The 16,901-nt window shown below is 54.8% G+C and carries 15 protein-coding genes; 7 read left to right on the top strand and 8 right to left on the bottom strand.

The features are described from left to right. The first annotated feature begins 32 nt into the window (after window positions 1-32). Together L6990_RS05765 and L6990_RS05760 are read left to right on the top strand one after the other, a co-directional pair. Window positions 33-1,505 carry a TIGR01777 family oxidoreductase gene (locus tag L6990_RS05765; protein ID WP_237203128.1) on the top strand — a complete coding sequence of 491 codons (1,473 nt, stop codon included), beginning with the start codon at window positions 33-35 and terminating at the stop codon, window positions 1,503-1,505. 226 nt (window positions 1,506-1,731) lie between these two features. Further along, entirely contained in the window at window positions 1,732-4,212 is a 2,481-nt protein-coding gene (locus L6990_RS05760) for a 5'-nucleotidase C-terminal domain-containing protein (RefSeq protein ID WP_237203127.1), read from the top strand. A gap of 184 nt (window positions 4,213-4,396) precedes the next feature. Here L6990_RS05760 and L6990_RS05755 read toward each other — a convergent pair whose 3' ends face one another. Together L6990_RS05755 and L6990_RS05750 are read right to left on the bottom strand one after the other, a co-directional pair. Then, complete coding sequence (locus L6990_RS05755; protein WP_237203126.1) at window positions 4,397-5,647, bottom strand: amidohydrolase; 1,251 nt, start codon at window positions 5,645-5,647, stop codon at window positions 4,397-4,399. Window positions 5,648-5,695: 48 nt separating this feature from the next. Continuing rightward, window positions 5,696-7,333, bottom strand: coding sequence for an AbgT family transporter (locus L6990_RS05750; RefSeq protein ID WP_237203125.1), 1,638 nt, complete (start codon window positions 7,331-7,333; stop codon window positions 5,696-5,698). A gap of 164 nt (window positions 7,334-7,497) precedes the next feature. Here L6990_RS05750 and L6990_RS05745 point away from each other — a divergent pair, with 164 nt between their 5' ends. The 3 genes from L6990_RS05745 (at window position 7,498) to L6990_RS05735 (ending at window position 10,175) form a co-directional block, all read left to right on the top strand. Further along, window positions 7,498-7,737 (top strand): PLDc N-terminal domain-containing protein, encoded by a 240-nt coding sequence (locus L6990_RS05745; RefSeq protein ID WP_237203124.1) that lies wholly within the window; start codon window positions 7,498-7,500, stop codon window positions 7,735-7,737. Between the two features lie 52 nt (window positions 7,738-7,789). Next, window positions 7,790-8,854 carry an NAD(P)-dependent alcohol dehydrogenase gene (locus tag L6990_RS05740; RefSeq protein ID WP_237203123.1) on the top strand — a complete coding sequence of 355 codons (1,065 nt, stop codon included), beginning with the start codon at window positions 7,790-7,792 and terminating at the stop codon, window positions 8,852-8,854. A gap of 136 nt (window positions 8,855-8,990) precedes the next feature. After that, window positions 8,991-10,175, top strand: a complete 1,185-nt coding sequence (locus L6990_RS05735; protein ID WP_237203122.1) for an acetyl-CoA C-acetyltransferase — start codon at window positions 8,991-8,993, stop codon at window positions 10,173-10,175. 123 nt (window positions 10,176-10,298) lie between these two features. On the opposite strand, the gene L6990_RS05730 is transcribed toward L6990_RS05735, so the two are convergent. Further along, on the bottom strand, window positions 10,299-11,372 hold the full coding sequence (locus L6990_RS05730) for an alkene reductase (protein ID WP_237203121.1): 1,074 nt from the start codon (window positions 11,370-11,372) through the stop codon (window positions 10,299-10,301). Between the two features lie 178 nt (window positions 11,373-11,550). On the opposite strand from L6990_RS05730, the gene L6990_RS05725 reads away from it, so the two are divergent. Next, window positions 11,551-12,567 (top strand): DUF808 domain-containing protein, encoded by a 1,017-nt coding sequence (locus tag L6990_RS05725; RefSeq protein WP_237203120.1) that lies wholly within the window; start codon window positions 11,551-11,553, stop codon window positions 12,565-12,567. Between the two features lie 419 nt (window positions 12,568-12,986). Continuing rightward, on the top strand, window positions 12,987-13,379 hold the full coding sequence (locus L6990_RS05720; protein ID WP_237203119.1) for a Gp19/Gp15/Gp42 family protein: 393 nt from the start codon (window positions 12,987-12,989) through the stop codon (window positions 13,377-13,379). A 200-nt stretch (window positions 13,380-13,579) separates the two neighbouring features. Here L6990_RS05720 and L6990_RS05715 read toward each other — a convergent pair whose 3' ends face one another. From L6990_RS05715 to L6990_RS05695, 5 genes are all read right to left on the bottom strand, one after another. Continuing rightward, window positions 13,580-13,798: a hypothetical protein gene (locus L6990_RS05715; protein WP_237203118.1), complete on the bottom strand. Its 219-nt coding sequence runs from the start codon at window positions 13,796-13,798 to the stop codon at window positions 13,580-13,582. A 397-nt stretch (window positions 13,799-14,195) separates the two neighbouring features. After that, window positions 14,196-15,029, bottom strand: coding sequence for an RHS repeat-associated core domain-containing protein (locus L6990_RS05710; protein ID WP_237203117.1), 834 nt, complete (start codon window positions 15,027-15,029; stop codon window positions 14,196-14,198). Window positions 15,030-15,175: 146 nt separating this feature from the next. After that, window positions 15,176-15,457 carry a hypothetical protein gene (locus L6990_RS05705; RefSeq protein WP_237203116.1) on the bottom strand — a complete coding sequence of 94 codons (282 nt, stop codon included), beginning with the start codon at window positions 15,455-15,457 and terminating at the stop codon, window positions 15,176-15,178. Window positions 15,458-15,479: 22 nt separating this feature from the next. After that, a complete protein-coding gene (locus L6990_RS05700; RefSeq protein ID WP_237203115.1) occupies window positions 15,480-15,836 on the bottom strand; it encodes a hypothetical protein in 357 nt (118 codons plus the stop codon). 50 nt (window positions 15,837-15,886) lie between these two features. Further along, window positions 15,887-16,901 (bottom strand): hypothetical protein (locus tag L6990_RS05695; RefSeq protein WP_237203114.1); only part of this gene is annotated, 1,015 nt, incomplete at its 5' end.

Raw genomic sequence — 16,901 nt, 5'->3', positions numbered from 1 at the left:
CTTATACTATCGCCGCTGCAAAGGAGCACCCCGTGGCAATCTTCACCCACACGTCAACCTTCCCGCTCAACCAAGAAACCGTGAAAACTTGGCTGACCCGCCCCGGTGCGCTCACCAGAGCCACTCCCCACTGGTCCGGTTACGTCAAGAAAGAGGGCGACCCCCAAACCCCCGGGTCACAGGCCCACCTCGCCTCAGCCGTCCCCTTCACCTCAGGCCTACTCACTCTTCCCTGGACTGCCGAGCACGTGGCAGCAGGGGAAGATACCTTTACCGACCAGCAGGCTAAAGGCCCTTTTAGTTCCTGGCAACACACTCACGATCTGTTTGAGACCCCCGGGCGCACCGTTATGCGGGACACCGTGACCTATGAGCTACTTCCTGGCGAAGAACTAGGTAAGGCCGCTCAAGAGGCAGAAGGCACAGCAAAGCAGCAGGGACTTAAACTGCTGGGTATCGGGCGGAAGGGTGCCGAAAAAATTGGCGACACTTTGGCCAGCAAACACTTGACCAGGGTATTTGATGCTCGCGAGCGCCGCATCACTGCTGATCTTGAGTTCCAGGAGCGGTACGCCCACGAGCCCATCACGGTGGTTATTGCTGGTGCTTCGGGTATGGTGGGGCAGCAGGTTTCTGCCCTTTTGACCGGCGGTGGGCACACGGTGCGCACGCTGGTGCGCCGTGAACCTAATGCTGAGGGCGAGTTCCACTGGAACCCTGCCGCTGGTGAGATTGATACTGCGGCCTTTGATGGCGCGCAAGCTGTTATTCATCTGGGTGGCGCAAGCATCAATCAGCGTTTCACGGAGGAGAACAAGAAGGCGATTCTTGAGTCCCGCATCCATTCCACCACTCTGCTGGCTAAGTCGCTGGCAGATGCTGCCTGCAAGGACGGCGGCGCCGGCCAGGTGCCTCACACCTTCATTTGCGCTTCTGCGGTTGGTTTCTATGGAGCTGACCGGGGCACTGAGGTGCTGACCGAGGACGCCTCAGCCGGTTCCGGCTTTTTGGCCGAGGTATGCCAGCAGTGGGAGGCAGCTACCGAACCTGCTAGGGAAGCTGGTCTGCGCACCGTCAATATTCGCACCGGGTTGGTGCAGTCAGCGCTCGGTGGCATGCTCAAAGTACAGCTGCCCCTCTTTCTCACCGGTACCGGTGGGTATGTGGGCAGCGGTGAACAGATGCAGAGCTGGGTCAGCCTAGACGATATTGCGGGTATCTACGTGCATGCTCTCTTTACCGATTCCCTGCAGGGACCAGTTAATGCGGTTGCTCCCACCCCTGTTACCGCCAAGGAGTTAGCTAAGACTGTGGGCGCTACACTCAAGCGTCCTGCAGTTCTACCGATTCCCCCGGCAGTACCTGCTCTCCTGCTCAAAAAGGAGGGCGTGCAGGAGCTAGCACTTGCTAGCCAAAACGCCAGCGCTGAAAAATTGGTTAAGAGCGGTTATGTTTTCTTTGAACCTAACTTGCGCCAGGCGCTAGAGCACGAGCTGGTGCGCTAAAGCCAGCCCAACTAAGGGTTCACGTGCGTGGACGCCGCCTCACCGCTTTCTGTTAGCAGAGTTAGCGGGCGAAGGCGGCGTCTTTTTATTGCCCTGTACCTCAGTTTTATTTGATAGTTCAACCTTTTTCTTTACCCGTATTCTGCCTTAGCACCTCCAAAATTTCACCGTCAGACACTATGCTGTTGTCTAGCACACTGCCCTATACACACACGAAAGATGAGCGATGGCTTCTTCTCTCTCACGCCGCATTGCGGGCATCACCGCAACCGGCGCAACTGTACTTGCCCTCATTGCAGTACCGGTTGACCATGCCAACTCAGCAGATGCTCCTAGCACTCTAACCCTGCTGAACATCAACGATTTTCATGGCCGTATTTCCCCCAGCATCGCCATGGGTCTAGCCAACACAGTGCAGACCGAACGCGCAGCAGCTTCTGGGGATTCCATGTTGCTCGCTGCCGGTGATAACGTGGGTGCCTCCCTTTACGCGTCCAGCGTGCAGAAAGACAAGCCCACCATCGACTTTCTCAATGCTCTGGGCCTGCAGGCAACTGCCGTTGGCAACCATGAGTTTGATGCCGGCTGGGATGACCTGATCAACCGTATCGTCCCCGCTTCTAACTATTCCCAGCTGGGCGCTAACGTCCTCACCCTTGACGGCGCACCCGCTCTGGAGCCCTACTACACTTACACCACCGCCGACGGTGTAAAGATAGCTGTTATCGGTGCCGTTACCACCGAAACACCCCAGCTGACCAACCCATCAGCCCTCAGCACCATCCAGTTCACCGACCCCGTCGCCGCGGTTAACCGCTACGCCGAGCAGCTCTCGGATGGCAACGAAGCCAACGGTGAAGCTGATGTTGTCATCGCCGAGTACCACGAGGGTGTTAATACCTCTGCTACCGCCACAGATACGATCATCAACCAGACCAGCGGTGCTGTTGACGTTATTTTCACTGGGCATACCCACGCAGAGTACGTCATTGACGCCCCGGTACCCGGTGAGAACCGTACCCGCCCAGTTATGCAAACCGGTAGCTACGGTCAAAACCTGGGTAAGGTAGTGCTCAATCTGAGCGCCGATGGCGCCGTGGAAAGCTACACCGCTGGCCTGGTGCCCAACATGGGTGCGCCCAGCGCTGATCAGATTGCAGCTGACCCTGTGCTGGCAGCAACCAACGCCATCATTAGCGAGGCTGATGCTTACGCCATCGAGCAGGGTTCAGTGGTTGCCGGTCAGATTACCGCTCCCATCACCACCGGCTATGACCCCACCACTGACGCCAAGGGCGGCTTTGACATGCGTGACCGTGAATCAACCATGGGTCACCTGGTAGCTGACATGTACCTGCACGCCGCTAACTCCACCGGCCGCACCCCCGCCGACATTGGCATCGTCAACCCCGGCGGTCTGCGTGAGGAACTACCTGCGGGCCTGCGCACGTCACTTGACGCAGCTGCCGGAACTGACCTGCGCGTCAGAGATATCGTCAATGTAACCCCCTTTGCTAACAACCTCTGGACAACCCAACTGACCGGTGCGCAGCTGCGTAGCGTGCTAGAAGAGCAGTGGCAGCAGACCTTAGCCGGCAACATGGCTGGTCGCCCCTACCTGCAGCTGGGCTTCTCATCGAATGTCACCTACACCTACACCGGTGCTCCCACCGCTGAAGGGTACGCAACCCGCGGCTCTAACATCCTGGATGTTTTTGTGAACGGCACCAAGGTTTCGGACACTAACATCTACACCGTAGCGATCCCCAGCTTCTTGCTGGGCGGCGGCGATAACTTCGGCACCCTAGCAGCAGGGGCAAATGCCAAGGACACCGCTCTGGTTGATTCAGACGCTTTCGTTGCCTACATCAAGGAGATGGGTAGCGTTTCACCGAACTACGCCAAGCAGGCAGTGCAGGTGCAGAACCTGGCTGATGCCTACGACGTCAACGGAGCGCTCACCTTTAACCTGGCAGATCTGAACGTGGACAGCTACGGCGTGCCCGCGCTAACCGAGCTGAAGGTCACCGTGGGCGGTATTGAAGTAGGCACCGCCACCGTGGCTGCTGACGGCACCGCGACTATCAACCTTGACCTGGCTGGCAAGGGCGTTTCCAACGGCACCCACGAGGTTGTGCTGACCGATGGTACCGGCGTAGCTGGCACCGTGGTTCGCCTGAGCGCTAACTTCACCGGCGAGCAGAGCGTCCCACCCGTGGTTGAACCCAGCCCGGAGCCCAGCGAGCCTGCTCCTTCACCCGAGCCCAGCCAGCCTGCGCCCTCTGAGCCTGCGCCTTCAGCAGAGCCTAGCGAGCCTGTACCTGCCGAACCTACGGTAGACCCCTCCGCAACCCCTGCACCCACCTCTGAGCCCACCACTTTTGAGTACGAGAACTGCCGTGCAGTTTGGGATGAGCTGGGCGGTCCCATCAAGGAAGGCGAGCCCGGCTTCCACACCGGTCTTGACTCAGATAGCGACGGAGTTGGGTGCGAGGTTAACCCCGACTACATCAATGACTCTGATAACTCCGGCTACTCCAACGCTTCAGGCTCATACGGCTCTCACGGTTCTAACTACGGCTCGAAGGGCTCTTCGCAGCGTCTGGCTCACACCGGTTTCACCGCAACTATGATTGCTGCAGCTGGCGCGCTGGCAGTCTTCGCCGGTGGTGCCGTATTGGTAGCTAACCGCCGCCGCAAAGCCTAAGCTGACCCACCCCCTATAGAGGGGAAGTCAGCAGAAAGCCCCGCAGACTACATATCAGTCTGCGGGGCTTCTTTGCGCCTTGTAGAAGCTTAATCTTCAAGCACTTTAGGCAACATCCCTAGCTGCGGGGTCTGACCATAAGGGCAAGTTCACCGTGTGCTGATGATACTGAGAATACTCAAGATCAGTCTTTGCGTACGTGCGAGTAGATTGCTGCGGCAGCTGCTCGTACACCCACCGACAGCGTCGGGTCAGGCAACGGGGCAAAGAAAGGTGAATGATTGCTGATAGGCACCTCAGCGTTGAGATGCTCATCAGAAAAGCCGCCCAACATCCAAAATGTATAGGGAATATCAGCAGCGTCCCCCAGCTCACCGAAATCTTCGCTACCCATCATGCGGTAATCCGGATCAAAGGTCACCAGTTCTTCTCCTAGTTCCTGAGTTAAGGTTTCTGCTAATTTTTCCGAAAGAGCAACGTCATTCATCACGATATTTGAGGCATGATAATTCTCAATTTCTGGTTCATCAGCGCCAGAAGCCTGGCACTCACTACGAATAATACGTATAACTTTGTGCAAGACCTCTTCCCGAATTTCCTGAGAGGCAGATCGGATACTCAACCTAAATTCAGCCTGATCAGGAATAATATTCTCCTTTTTCCCGGCATGAATATAGCCACAAGTAACCACTGCTGAATCCAAGGGACCAACTTCACGGGAAACCACCGACTGCAGGCGCACCAGAATGTAGGCACTCAGAATAACCGGATCAATAGTGTCCTGAGGCTGAGACCCATGCCCACCCTTACCCTTAACAATGACTTTCAACGAGTCAACGGAGGCTGAGACCTCATTTTTTGTCATCATGAGGGTTCCTGCTTTGAAAGGAAAAACATGCTGACCGTACAAAGCCTCAGGACGGGGCACTGATTGCCACAACCCCTGACTAACCATAAGTTTGGCGCCGTCCTTACCTTCTTCTCCAGGCTGGAAAATGAACTCAATAGTCCCAGCCCAACTTTCCCCGTCGCGGGCAAAGAGATCCATGGTTTTCAGACCCATGGCGATATGGGTATCATGGCCGCACCCGTGCATAACCGCAACCTCCTCGCCGTCTAGGACGCCTCTTGCCTCTGAGGCGTAGTCCAGTCCGGTTTGCTCCAGGATGGGTAAGGCATCGATATCTGCCCGATAGGCAACAACTGGCCCCTCACCATTCCGCAAAATTACCACTGTTCCGGTTTCACCAATAGGAACAATCTCTCGCTCTACACCGGGAGCCAGAAGCAGGCTTTCCGCCCTTTCCCTAATTTTGCGGGTTGTTTCAAACTCCTGCAGAGACAGCTCTGGGGAGGCATGATACTCCTTGTATTCAGTAATAAGAGCAGCGATGTCCTTATCGCGGAGGTTTAGGGTAGCGGGAAGGTAAGACATAAATAATTTCTTTCTATCAATTAGTTACGTGCGAGAGTTAGTTACGGTTTAGTCGATAAAAATACCTGCCCCGGGACCCATAGGCAGCCCGAAGGTGTAGAACACAAAGAGAACCGCCAACCAGGCCAGCCAGAAAGTGAAAACGAAAGGTAACAGGCGGGCTATCATGGTGCCCAAACCAGCCTGGGGCTCGTACTTTTTGACCATTGCTAGTACTAAGAAGAGGTAGGGGTTCATGGGGGTTATGATTTGAGTCGCAGAATCCCCCACACGGAAGGCACCCTGGATAAAGGCAGGTTCAAAGCCCAGAAGCCCAAACATCGGAACGAAGACCGCTGCCATGATGGTCCACATACCTGATCCAGAGATGATGAAAAGGTTGAGGAAGGAACAGAGGATGATGAAAAGGATGATTACGGGGAAACCGGTCATACCAAGATTTTCAAGCCCTTCTGCACCAGTTACAGCGATCCAGGAGCCGAGGCCACTCCAGTTGAAGAGGGCAACAAATTGTCCCAGGACAAAGGCTAGAACCAAGAAACCGGTCATATCTTTCAGTGCTTCGCCCATGAGAGTGGGCACATCTTTATACCCACGAATTGACCCCGAAACCCTGCCATAGACATACCCGCTGATGGAGAAAAACAAAAAGATAATGAAGACAATGGACGCGAGCAAAGGCGATTTAGGCAAAAAGCCACCATCTTCATTACGCCAGGGAGATTCTGGAATGAGTACAGCCATGAGAACCACAATGGCAGTCAGGAAAATGGAGATGCCTGCCCAACCCAGAGCTTTCTTTTCTACTTTGCTGAGGCGAGCTTCAACAACCATGTTGGGAGTAGTTGGGGGAACCTGTTCATTAACTATGACGCGTTGTGCACGGGTAGTGGGGTTTAGATTTTCTGTTTCGCTATCATGGATTTCCTCCCATGAAACTCCGTCTTTTACGATTCGGGGCTCTAAAAATTTATCGATGATAAAGCCCGCAACCAACGACAGGACGATGGCCGAAGCGACGTTGTAGTAATAGTTTGAAATCGGTGAAACTTCGGCCACCGAGTCTACTAAAGCAGGAACGGTCGGCAACACTGCATTGGTGATACCTGCAAAGAGAGCATCAAGGGATGTGGGAACGACGTTTGTTGAGTAGCCAGCACCAGTGGCAGCGAATCCACCCATCAAACCCGCCAAGGGGTGCCTGCCTGCCGCCTTGAAGGCAAGGGCAGCCAGAGGTGGTACTACCAGGAAGGCTGTATCTGCCATGATCGAGCCAACAACACCAATAAAGCCCACCGCATAAGGCAGAATCCAGCGAGGGGCGCCGCCGATAGTGTAACGAATGGAGGCAGCGAGAAAGCCTGATTTCTCTGCTATTCCAATGGCTAGCAGAATAGTGACCACCGTGAGCAAAGGTGGAAATCCAATGTAGTTAGCTCCAATAGTGGTGGTAAACCATGTAAGACCTTCTGCGCTGAAGAAACCTTTGATGGCTACAGGCTCTTCTGCACCTGGTACTTCGATGATGATATTTTGCCAGGCCATGATGCTCGACAGAAGAGCGGTGACAAGGAAGAGCAGGGTGAAGAGGGTGAAAGGTTCGGGTAGTTTATTACCGACGCGCTCAATACCTGTTAGCAACCGGTCTGTAACGCTCTTTTTTGGGGCTGTTGCGGGGGTTGTCATGCCAGTCTCTTTTTCGTGAAAGCAGTAGGTGTGTTGAGACAACAGTCTAACCAAAACGAGAGCTGCATCACGTGTTTTACATCACACATTCTACGTGTGCCGGGGCTCTCCCCACCCCGGGTAGGCGCGGTGCCCTGCATGGAGTCTCAGATAAGCTAGATGCTATGACTCTAGCCAGCGTTACCACCAGCACCGACCTCACCGTCTTCGGCATTTTCTTTTACACGGCGCTGTTCGTTTCTATGGGCCTGGCACTTTTTTGTGTAGCAACCGTGCATAAGCAGCCCCATTTCACCGAGATGCAGAAGCTCAAGTGGGTGCTCTTCACAGTCTTCGTGCCCATCGTAGGCCCCATCGCCTATCTGCTGAGATTACGCAGTGATAAGAAGGAGGGGACGCACTAGGAGCCGCGTAGTAGGGTGGTTAATACACAGACCTATTCGAATGGAGAAGACCGTGCCCATCACTGTAAAAGCCCTACAAAAATTTGGCCCTGACCAGCCTTTTAAGATCACCGAGATTGAACGTCGTGACCCGCGTGAAGATGACATCGTTATCGATATCAAGGCTGCGGGCATCTGCCACTCTGACATTCACACCATCCGAAACGAGTGGGGTGAGGCGCACTTCCCTCTAGCAGTAGGTCACGAAATCGCCGGCGTAGTTGAAGCCGTCGGTTCCAAGGTCACCAAGTTCAAGGTGGGCGACCGCGTAGGCGTTGGTTGCCTGGTCAATTCTTGCGGTGAGTGCGAGCAGTGCGCCGCAGGTTTTGAGAACAACTGTCTGAACGGGGCAGTGGGCACCTACAATTCAAAGGACGTAGACGGCAGCATCACCCAGGGCGGCTACGCTCAGAAGGTGACCGTCAATGAGCGTTTTGTTCTGTGTATTCCCGATGCCATGGAGTTTGACGTAGCCGCCCCCCTGCTCTGCGCAGGTATTACCACCTACTCGCCGCTCGCTCGCTGGAAGGTAGAACCCGGCCAGAAGGTCGCTATTTTGGGGCTGGGCGGTCTGGGGCACATGGGTGTGCAGATTGCTGCCGCTATGGGCGCTGATGTCACCGTGCTTTCTCGCAGTCTCAAGAAGGCGGATGCCGCTAAGGAACTGGGTGCCCACCGCACGCTGGCGACCACCGAAGATGGTTTCTTTACTGAGCACCGCGGTGAGTTTGACCTGATCCTTAACACCATCTCTGCCCCCATCGATCTGGATTCCTACCTGGGCCTGCTGAAGCCCCGCGGCATCATGAGCGTGGTGGGCCTGCCACCGGAGGCACTGCCCCTGCACCTCAACCGTCTGATTGGTGGCGGTAAGGTACTGACCGGTAACAACATCGGCGGCATCCCCGAAACCCAGGAAATGCTGGACTTCTGCGCGCAGCACGGCATTGCCGCCGTCATCGAAAAAATCGGTGTTGATGAAGCGGACGCCGCCTACGACCGTGTGGTCGCCGGTGATGTGAAGTTCCGCGTCGTCATTGACACTGCAACTTTCAATGACGCTGAGGTTACCGCCTAAAAGCTGAGATAAGCAGCATCCAGCTGCCCATTCCTCTGAGACCCTACCTGTTATCTCTACCTCGCGGTAGTATCTGAAACAGGTAGGGTTTTAACTTTTAAAGCCGTATTCATAGCACTGTCAAAGGAGATTCGCTGTGACCACTGTTCACGATGCTGTTATTTTGGGTGGAGCCCGCACCCCTCAGGGCAAGCTACTGGGGCAACTTTCATCGTTGACCGCTGCTCAGCTAGGGGCTCATGCCATTGCAGCAGCTATTGAGCGTGCGGGTGTACACAAGGATGCCGTTGAGCACGTCTATATGGGGCAGGTTTTGCAAGCTGGCTGTGGTCAGAATCCCGCTAAACAGGCGGCCCTGGACGCTGGACTCGCAAGGAGTGTACCAGCAGTGACCGTCAATAAGGTCTGCCTCTCAGGGCTGGTATCCATTATTGATGCTGCGCGTATGATCCGGCTAGGTGAGGCGTCGGTGGTGGTAGCAGGTGGCCAAGAGTCCATGTCACAGGCACCCCACCTGGCTGGTGTCCGTGCCGGTCACCCCTACGGCAACCTGAACCTGGTGGATGCCATGGCTCGTGACGGGTTAACCGATGCTGGCGAGGGTATCTCAATGGGGGACTTGACCGAGCGCGGTAACAGCAACTTTTCTATCACCCGCCTGCAGCAGGATGAAGTGGCGGCAACCTCTCACCAGCGCGCAGATGCAGCTCAAAAGGCCGGTCTTTTCGACTCTGAAATCGCTCCACTGACCGTTCCCCAGCGCAAGGGCGATCCACTCGTCCTTTCGGCTGATGAAGGTGTGCGAGGCGAATCGACCCCTGAGACGCTATCTCGCTTGCGCCCAGCTTTCAGCAAGGAGGGCACGATTACCGCGGGTAATTCATCCCCCATCTCTGACGGCGCCGCCGCCCTGGTGCTAGCTTCTAAAGACTACGCAGAGGCTCACGGGCTTACCTGGCTGGCTGAAATCGGAGCAGCGGGTCAGACCGCGGGGCCGGATAACCAACTGCACCACCAGCCCTCAAGTGCCACTGCTGCAGCCCTGCAGAAGGCAGGCTGGCAGGCTAGTGACCTCGACTTCTGGGAAATCAACGAGGCATTTGCTGCTGTTTCTCTTGCTTCAGCGCAGGAGCTGGGTGTTGATGCACAGAAGGTCAATATCCACGGTGGAGCCATCGCCCTGGGCCACCCCATCGGCGCCTCGGGAGCTCGTATCACCCTGCACGCAGCCCTTGAACTGGCACGCCGCGGTAGCGGTAAAGCAGCGGTCTCCCTCTGCGGCGGTGGCGGTCAGGGTGAGGCCCTGCTGCTCTTCCGTTAGAAAGTGCTGACACCTCAACACAGTAACCAGCTGGGCTCAATAAACACTCAGCGGTGCCCACCCCGGTAATGCTCTACAGTTAGCGCATCACCGGGGCGGGCACCGCTTTTATAGGGATAAACCCTAGTCAGCGAAGGGGTAATCGATATAGCCGTGAGCACCTGGGGTATAGAAAGTTTCCATATCCGGGGTGTTGAGCTCCAAGCCCTCACGCCAGCGGCGCACCAGATCCGGGTTAGCAATGAGCAGACGGCCCACTACTGCGGCGTCTGCCAGGCCCTCTTCAACGATGCGCTGCGCCTCTGCCAGGTCAGTGACCTCAGTAAAACCGCTGTTGAGTTGGGTGAAGCCACCGAAGGTCTTGCGCAGGTGTGCCACGAAATCACCGGCAATATCGATGTGCAAAATCGACAGGTAAGCAAGATCCAGGTCAGCTACCCCCTCAAGGAGAGCGTTGTAGGTTGCCAGGGTCTCTTCGCGGTCGTCTTCGATATTGCCCTGGACGTTGTGTTCGGGTGAGATACGCAGAGCAGTGCGGTCAGCACCAATAGCATCAGCAACCGCGCGCACCACCTCAATGACCAGGCGGGCACGGTTGGCCGGCGATCCGCCGTACTCGTCAGTGCGCTGGTTAGCTGAGGGTGCCAGGAATTCGTGCAAGAGGTAGCCGTTAGCGCTGTGTAGCTCCACGGCGTCCATGCCAGCCTCGATAGCGTTGCGGGCTGCCGTGACAAACTCTTCTACGATGCGGGGCAGCTCCTCGGTTGCCAGGGCGCGGGGTTCGGGCACATCTTCTCTGCCGTTGGCTCCATGCAGGGTTACCCCGGGTGCGATAGCGCTGGGGGCCTCAGCTTGCTCACCGTTATTGATGCTGGGCAAGGTTAGGCGTCCACCGTGCATAATCTGCATGGCAATGGTGCCACCCTTGGCGTGCACAGCATCGCTCACGCGGCGCCAACCAGCCACCTGCTCGGCGGTGTAGATGCCAGGTTGCCCTAAGAAAGCCTGCCCTACGTGACTGCTGGCGGTGCCTTCGGTGACGATGAGACCGGCGGTGGCGCGCTGGGTGTAATACTCTACGTGCAGGTCAGAGGGCACACCGTCAGCGCCGGCGCGGGAACGGGTGAGAGCTGCCATGGTAATACGATTGGTGAGATTAAGAGCGCCAGCTTGAGCCGGGCTAAAGAGGTCAGTCATTGAACATGCCTTTCGCAAATTGCTTTCACCACTGCACAACCGCCCGCGGCACCGACCTATTCCCTGAAGACCCCCACTAACTTGTTTTATCTTCTTAAAATGTGCTCAGCATCCTACCCTTTTTAGCTGGTGGGGGCAGTATTGTTAGAGCAGATATCACTTTTCTCAAGGAGTTCTTATGGCCGGTGGTTTGGCCGCCCTTTTAGATGACGTTGCAGCCCTAGTGCGCCTCACCGCAGCAAGCGTCGATGACATTGCTGCCGCAGCTGGCCGCGCCAGTGTTAAAGCTGCAGGTGTGGTGGTGGACGACGCCGCGGTGACCCCCCGCTACGTTGAAGGCCTCTCCCCCGCCCGCGAGTTGCCCATCATTAAAAAGATTGCGATGGGTTCACTGCGTAACAAGCTACTCTTCATCCTGCCGGCTGCACTTCTGTTGAGCCAGTTTGTGCCTTGGATCTTGACTCCGCTCCTCATGCTGGGTGGCACCTACCTTTGCTTTGAAGGTGCCGAGAAGGTCATTGAGGTGCTTTCAAAGAAGGATCACCAGAAGAACAAGCCCGCTATCAAGCAAGGCCCTGAAGCTGAGAAGCAAGTGGTGTCTGGGGCAGTACGTACCGACTTCATTCTTTCCGCCGAAATCATGGTGATTGCACTCAACGAGGTTGCCGCAGAGGGCTTTGTTTCGCGTGCCATCATTCTGACTGTGGTAGGCGTAGGCATCACTGTGCTGGTTTACGGCGCGGTGGCGCTGCTGGTCAAGATGGACGATATTGGGCTTGCGATGGCAAAGCGCGAATCCGCCGGTGCCCAAAAGTTCGGCATGGGGCTGGTTAAGGCTATGCCCATCGTGATGAACTTTATTTCTATCGTTGGTATCTTCGCTATGCTCTGGGTGGGTGGCCACATCATTCTCGTAGGTCTGGATGAGCTAGGCTGGCACGCTCCCTACGCTTTCGTACACCACATGGAGCACTACGGCGCAGTAGTTCCTGCCGTTGGCAGTGTGCTGGCCTGGTGCATCAACACCTTCTTCTCCATGGTGCTGGGTCTCATCTGGGGTAGCGTCATCGCTGGCATCATGCATTTCCTTCCTTTTGGTCACGGCAAGGGCCACGAAGAAGACCACGCTGTTGAAACTGACCAGCAGGAGGCAACCGCCCCTACTGGTGAGCACAGTGGGTCTGTAAAAGCCTAAACTTTCTGCGCGAGCCCCGGTGGTTCAGCAATATTCGCTGAACCACCGGGGCTTTACTGTATCCAGCTACTGTGACCTGTTCCATGCGCAGAGTGAGAATGGGCGTGCTATAGTTACTCAAGGTTCAACCCCGGCATGGTTGCCGGTGAGCTAACACCACTGACGTGGCTTTAGGGTTACCCCACATCGCTGATACGCGATGGGGACCTCATCTATGAACTTCTCAGCTCAGCACTTTGGCACTGACGAGCACCGAGAAAATACTTCATCATCCGCACCCCTGGTGCACCTCTGCTTTTGGCGCTTTTCTGCACAAGAGTGGGTTTAGCTGCGTCCCCTGCCCGCTCCGGGCACCACTGGGCTCTGACCCCTCAAAATTGGGTTCTGCCCGCAAGAAAGACTAAGAAGGTAAAGAAGAAATGACTTACGCATCCATTAAAAATATTGAAACCGCACTAACCCGCGAGCTGACTGCCCAAGAGGCTCAGTACGCGCCGGCACTGCTAGCTCAGGCCGAACAGCTGATTAGTGATCGTGTACCTAGCCTGGATAATCTGTGCGCATCAGACGCTGATTTTGCTGCCACCGTAGCACAGATTCAGGGTGAAGCAGTTGCCCGCGTCTACCGCGCTCACCGCGTGGGTGAGGGCACCGGCAGTTACCGCATGAACATTGATATGGCAGCGCAGATTCTCTACATCAGTGAGGACGAGGCCGCCCGCTTGCGCCGTAATAGCGGCTTTTCAGCCCGCGACCGCTTCCTGCAACTGAGTATGGAGCAGGCTCCAGCACGTGAGGTGTTGGCGGTCTAGCAGATCACGCAGTGTGAGCTAGTAAGTTTTATGTTCAGGGGGAGGGTAGTAATGCCCTCCCCTGACTTCTTTAATCAACAGGCCCACTAAATGAGAAAACATCACGAGCCCCAGACTTCACACCCACCTGAGAACGCCTCATCATAAACTCATACTTCCTACCCACCTGAATATCATCAACCATACTTTGGACATCATCATCAGTTGATGATTGACAGAAGAATAGTGCGACATTCTTCGGTATCAAAAGCAATGTAGTCCTTGCTGGAACTGTGGGATCTACCGGCTCCAGTGCTGGTGTACTGCTCAGCACCGGTAACGGTACAGTTAATAGGAACCTGGTGGTCTGCATCGTAGAAATCAAACTTCCAAATCGCATACAGGGGTGTACCGAAAATCAGCAAGACCGTGGGAATCATCAACCAGTATCTTGGTCTCTTTCTCTTAACCGGGGGGCTTCGGTTCTGTTTCTTGCCTTCTGCTATTTTCAGTGTTCATCACGATGAAAAACCTCCTCCGCAGCAACGCCATTGGCGCTCACCGCAACACCACTCAAACCACTAATAGTAGCTCTCTGCCCAGAAGAAGTCCCCTGAGCACCAGTGCGTAAAGGAGCCTCAAACACAGGCGACTTTACAGGATCCGACGTTAAAGCAGAGCTAGAAGCACCCTTGGCAAATTCTTGAGCGGCTCCACCCCAGCCGCCTGGGGAAAAAAGAAGAAAGGGGGTGCTGGCACCCAGCCAACACCCCTCAACCAGCCACCATCAAAGCAGCAAGCAAACCAAGAATCATAACGTTTTACCTTTCCAAAAAGTTATTCAACAGGAGTCGTCGAAGTAATACCACCAGAATCACGGGCATCATTACCTAATGACAAGCCCTTCACCTCAAACTCAAACTTCTTACCAATATTAGCCTCAAGAAATTCAGCCAACCCAGCCTTATTCATCTCCTCAGGCATGGTCATATTGGTAATACCTAAACTACCGCATTCTTCAGTTTCAACACGCAAAAACATAGATGTCACCCCACCAGATGGTTCTGACACCATCTTGACCGATGACACGGTACATACCTTATAAGTCGCATCCCGATCATTGATATACAAGGCCACCGCCACCGTAATAACAATCATCAGAGCAATAACAGCAGTAATATTCCCAGCCACAGAACTTTTCCTCCGCCCCATAACACTCCTTCCACACAAAAAACTCTTATCAGCGTTCTTATTGGTAAACGCTGAAATGCCGCCTGATATCAGGGCGCCGCCAACAATAGCAGCACCCAAGGGACCCAGCAGAGCGGTAGCAGCAATGCCACCGGCAACCATGGCGATTCCCACCCAGTTGTCTTTCACCCAGTCAAGGGCTGATGAGGCCATTGACTTCACACCAGAGACAATCCGCTCACCAGCACGGCCCCGAGTATCAGCCCGATACTCCCTAAACTCAGAAGCCGTCATCGGCGACAAACCCCACGGATCCACCAACCCCACCGGATCATTCCCCACAAACGCATACACATTAGAACCCCAACCAGCACCCACCGGCGAGACCAGCGGATCAGGAGAAATAAACCCACGAGAGGCCGGGTCATAAGCCCGCACCCCCAGGATCTCCAGGCCAGCGACCTGCAAAGACCCAGCCACGGTCACACCAAAACCAGGGGTTGCGGTAGAGGGAAGCTCCTAGTAACCGGTCAGGACGCCGCCACCCCAGCCACTGAGGACAAAGGAAAGGAAGGGGTGCTGGCACCCAGCCAACACCCCAACAGAAACAACTATCAGCTCAGAACCTAAGCCACATCACCAGACTCCGCAATACGCCTAGCACGTAACCCACGCACCTTATCCCCACCAATCGAGGCATAGGTCATCAACCCAACAAACCAATACACCTGAGCAGAAAACGTCAAAAACAAGGACAAAAGAACAAACCCAAGAACCACACTCACCAAACCCAAAGGGAAATACAAGACCCCAAACTTCAGCGCACTAGACGTACGCCCCGCCAACATATTAGCCAAGGGAATATTCACACCAGCCACCATCAAAGCAGCAAGCAAACCAAGAATCATAACGTTTTACCTTTCCAAAAAGTTATTCAACAGGAGTCGTCGAAGTAATACCCTCCGAACTATAAGCATCATTACCCATCATAGAAAGACCCCCAACCTGAAACTCAAACTTCTTACCAATATTAGCCTCAAGAAACTCAGTCAACCCAGCCTTATTCATTCCCTCTGGCATACTCATATCGGATACGCTCAAAAGACCGCATTCTTCAGTTCTAACATCCACATAAGAAGTCGGAGCACCCCCAGGCGAAATTGACACCAGCTTAACCGACGAGACCGTACACACCTTATAAGTCGCATCCCGATCATTGATATACAAGGCCACCTGTATCGCACCGATAATAATAATTAAAATACCAAAAATAATATATCCAGCCACAGAACTTTTCTTCCGCCCCATAACACTCCTTCCACACACAAAACTCTTACCTAATCATCAGAATTCAAAGCCCTACTACCCGCCTTACCTAAGCCGGTAGCCATACCCGTTCCCGTTGATTTCAGACCTTGTTCGTTGATTTTATTAAAGTTCCAGTCAGACGGTGCCGTCAAAACCATAGCGTTCCCCGCACCCACCACATAATCCTTCGCCCGATCTAACCCATAATCCGCCACAGCATTACCTGTCTTCGGCACCACCGGCTTCAAACCACCCATCAAACCGCCACCACCAGTAGCCACAACCATACCCCCAACACTCCAATCCTCACGCACACTAAAACTACCAGCACCCGGCATCGTATAAGCCAAACCATTGGACACCCCACCAGCAGCAGAACCATTCACGCCCTTACCCAAGAAGGTCTTCTCACCAAACTTCGCAGCATCCCCAGCCACATCAGCACGGTTACCCCACAAGGTAGCCTTAGCATCAAACTTTGCATACTTGGCCTCATTCACCCCCGCACGCCAATTGTGGTACGTCTTAGAACCAGGAATACGGAAGAACCCCAAATTATCAGCCTTATTAGCGTGAGCGGTGGACTTATTCAAGAACCCACTAGCCTTGCTTCTAGCGGCATCAGCAACCTTGGAGAACTTCGGGGCAAGAGCCTTACCTGCCCAGCCCATCACCTTATAGGCCGCGCCACCGGATACAGCACCAAATAAAGCGTCCTTACCAACAGCAGCCCAGTTAATGGACCCATCAGCGTTCTTATTGGTAAACGCTGAAATGCCGCCTGATATCAGGGCGCCGCCAACAATAGCAGCACCCAAGGGCCCCAGCAGAGCGGTAGCAGCAATGCCACCGGCAACCATGGCGATTCCCACCCAGTTGTCCTTCACCCAGTCAAGGGCTGATGAGGCCATTGACTTCACACCAGAGACAATCCGCTCACCAGCACGGCCCCGAGTATCAGCACGATACTCCCTAAACTCACCAGCGGTCATCGGCGACAAACCCCACGGATCCACCAACCCCACCGGATCATTCCCCACAAAC

Origin of the sequence: Rothia endophytica, assembly GCF_928381505.1 — a bacterium.
GTDB lineage: Bacteria > Actinomycetota > Actinomycetes > Actinomycetales > Micrococcaceae > Rothia > Rothia endophytica_A.
Note: the sequence above shows the minus strand (reverse complement) of the source record. Positions and strands in the feature narration are given on the sequence as shown.

Bases quoted from the DNA above. Each gene is read 5' to 3' on its own strand.
- L6990_RS05760 (WP_237203127.1), top strand. From the start codon at position 1,732: ATGGCTTCTTCTCTCTCACGCCGCATTGCGGGCATCACCGCAACCGGC.
- L6990_RS05750 (WP_237203125.1), bottom strand. From the start codon at position 7,333: ATGACAACCCCCGCAACAGCCCCAAAAAAGAGCGTTACAGACCGGTTG.
- L6990_RS05705 (WP_237203116.1), bottom strand. From the start codon at position 15,457: ATGATTCTTGGTTTGCTTGCTGCTTTGATGGTGGCTGGTGTGAATATT.
- L6990_RS05755 (WP_237203126.1), bottom strand. From the start codon at position 5,647: ATGTCTTACCTTCCCGCTACCCTAAACCTCCGCGATAAGGACATCGCT.
- L6990_RS05720 (WP_237203119.1), top strand. From the start codon at position 12,987: ATGACTTACGCATCCATTAAAAATATTGAAACCGCACTAACCCGCGAG.
- L6990_RS05725 (WP_237203120.1), top strand. From the start codon at position 11,551: ATGGCCGGTGGTTTGGCCGCCCTTTTAGATGACGTTGCAGCCCTAGTG.
- L6990_RS05745 (WP_237203124.1), top strand. From the start codon at position 7,498: ATGACTCTAGCCAGCGTTACCACCAGCACCGACCTCACCGTCTTCGGC.
- L6990_RS05730 (WP_237203121.1), bottom strand. From the start codon at position 11,372: ATGACTGACCTCTTTAGCCCGGCTCAAGCTGGCGCTCTTAATCTCACC.
- L6990_RS05715 (WP_237203118.1), bottom strand. From the start codon at position 13,798: ATGATTCCCACGGTCTTGCTGATTTTCGGTACACCCCTGTATGCGATT.